2 protein-coding genes are annotated in these 2805 nt (G+C 61.8%); both read left to right on the forward strand.

Annotated features, from left to right (window positions below):
• The first annotated feature begins 238 nt into the window (after positions 1-238).
• Positions 239-1468 carry an MFS transporter gene (locus ACXJ5O_RS23560; protein WP_457302023.1) on the forward strand — a complete coding sequence of 410 codons (1230 nt, stop codon included), beginning with the start codon at positions 239-241 and terminating at the stop codon, positions 1466-1468.
• A 136-nt stretch (positions 1469-1604) separates the two neighbouring features.
• Positions 1605-2805, forward strand: a 1201-nt coding sequence (locus ACXJ5O_RS23565; RefSeq protein WP_457302024.1) for an FAD-dependent oxidoreductase, incomplete at its 3' end; no start/stop codon positions are given.

A 2805-nucleotide genomic window follows, 5' to 3' on the forward strand; every position in this document is an offset into this window, starting at 1 on the left:
GTGCTGGAGATGTTCCCCAAGCACTGCTCGCCTGGGCCATTCCGCTCGATGTGCCGCAATTCGAGACAAGCCTGGATGAACGCTCGTGGTTGGCCCACGCCTGGACTTCGTGGACTTGTCGCGGACTTAACTTTCMGCCCGGATAAAATAGCGCCCTTGGCGGACAACTGGACATTTGGGCGGGTCACTTCGTGCCGGTCGGCACGATCCTCCCGGTCCGTCATGAAAGGAGGCAGGAATGCTGGAGAAAGCCTATCGTGGTCAATGCGCTGCCGTAAAGGTGCATTGTACGAACGAGGCGGAGCGGCGAAAGAGGGGCCTCACGCTGTTCGCCCTCGCACTCGGAAGCTTCTGCATCGGGACGTCCGAGTTTGCGAGCATGGGAATTCTCCAGCTGTTCTCCGCGAGCCTTGGAATCGATATCCCCATGGCAACGAATGCGATCACTGCCTACGCCTTCGGTGTGGTGATCGGAGGTCCTCTCGTGACACTGGCGGCTGCGCGGCTTAACCGGAGAACCCTTCTCCTGTGCCTAATGGGCCTGTTCATCTTAGGCAACGTCCTGTCGGCGGTCGCCACCGATCTCGGCACGTTCGCCTTCGCCCGCTTCATCAGCGGCATGCCGCAAGGTGCCTATTTCGGTGCCGGCGCCGTGGTTGCGTCGTACATCGTTGGCCCCGGTCATGCCGGCAAGGCCTTTGCACTGGTCATGTCCGGTCTGACGATCGCGACGATCATCGGCTCGCCGCTGGCGACCTTCCTCGGCCAGAGTCTTGGCTGGCGAAACACCTATTTCAGCGTCGCCGCGGTAGCCGGTCTGGCCTTGATTGCCTTGTGGACCTGGGTGCCTCGAACCCAAGCGCTTCAGGGCGGACCCGTGGCGCAGGAACTGGCCTCACTGCGCCGGCCGGCGGTCTGGGCCATGATGCTTGTCGCGGCGCTCGGCGTGGCCAGCATCTTCGCTGTCTATACCTTTATCGGTCCCTTCGTCACCGACGCTGCAAGACTCGATCAAACATGGATTCCGGTGGCGCTGGCACTATTCGGCCTCGGCATGACCGCGGGTAATCTGATAGGCGGACGGCTGGCGGATTCATATCCCGCGCGAGGATTGGTGGTGGGCTATGGCAGCGCCCTGATCGTACTTTCGGTGCTGGCGGCTGGTGGCGGCAATGTGCGGATACTGATGCCAGCGCTGTTTGGCGTCGGCCTCACCATGATGGTCGCCATCCCCACAATCCAGGTGCGCCTGACGCGCGTTGCTCCGGAGGCCCCCACGCTGATGGGCGCCATAAACCTCGCGGCGCTTAATATCGCCAATGCCATCGGCGCTTGGGCAGGTAGCCTGACCATCGCAGCCGGCTACGGCCTGCTATCTGCCGTATGGGCGGGCTTCGGACTGACCCTTCTGGGTCTTCTCGTCTTTGCGCTCACGTTGCCGAAGGCACCTCAGCCGGCGCCTGCTTGACCCGCCATGGGTTGCATGGAAATGTCAGCGGGCAGAGAGCCCGCGGAAAGTGGCCTTGATGATGCGCGGGATAGACTGACAAACTGGTCGGGATGTCGTCACCAACGAGCAGAGGCCGATATGGAGTTTTTAGACGATGGCGATCAACGATGTTCGGCGGGAGCAAGCATATCCAACACTTTCAGCTTTCCAAATCGGCATGGCTCGCCGCTTCGCGAGCGGTGAGCCGAGGCGCTTCGGCCCAGGCGACATCCTCTATGATATCGGCACCCGCAACGTGCCTGCCTGGCTTATTCTGGAGGGCGCGGCCGATGCAATTCAGCGCGGTGCGGCTGGCAGGTCATCCGTGATCGCAACCTACGGTGCCGGCCAATTCACCGGCGAGACCAATCAGTTGTCTGGTCATGCAACCCTGGCATCGGTGGTCGCGGGCGAGAAGGGCGTAACTGCAATACCCTTTGATGCACCGCATCTTCGCGCGCTTGTCATCGGGTCGGCGGATGTTGGTGAAACGATCATGCGCGCCTACATCCTCCGTCGCGTCTCGCTGATCGAAGAAGGGCGGGTCGGCGGTGCAGGGTCGATTCTGGTTGGACGCCGGGATGCCCCCGACATCGTGAGGTTGTCTGGATTTCTCACCCGCAACGGCTATCCCCACTCCCTCGTCGCCGCATGCGAGGCCGAGGGGCGCGAGCTGGTCGAACGGCTTGGCATCGCACCTGAAGATCTGCCGCTGATGATCTGTCCAAACGGCACATTGCTCAGAAATCCGAGCGACGCGGATGCTGCCTCCTGTCTGGGCGTCATGCCGGATCTCGATCCGAAGATTATCTATGACGTGGCAGTCGTCGGAGCGGGACCGGCTGGGCTGGCTACTGCCGTCTATGGAGCATCTGAGGGACTGTCTGTTTTGGTTCTCGATTCGCGGGCTTTCGGCGGCCAGGCGGGCGCATCCGCCCGGATCGAAAATTATCTCGGCTTCCCAACTGGTATCTCCGGACAGGCTCTTGCAGGGCGTGCCTTCAATCAGGCGACGAAGTTCGGTGCCGAGCTTGCGATCCCACTGACCGTCGGAAAGCTGTGCTGTCATGGACCTGAGTCGGAAGCTCCTTTCTCTCTGGAGCTCAGCAATCGGTGTACCGCACGGGCGCGTTCCATCGTGATCGCGTCAGGAGCGCGTTACCGACGGCCTGATATCACCAATATCGAAGAGCTGGAAGGGGCTGGCGTCTCCTACTGGGCATCGCCGATCGAGGCCCGCCTCTGCGCCGGAGAGGAAGTAACTCTCGTCGGTGGCGGAAACTCAGCCGGCCAGGCCGTTGCTTACCTCGCACCAC

The sequence above is a fragment of the Phyllobacterium sp. P5_D12 genome (genome assembly GCF_054049495.1).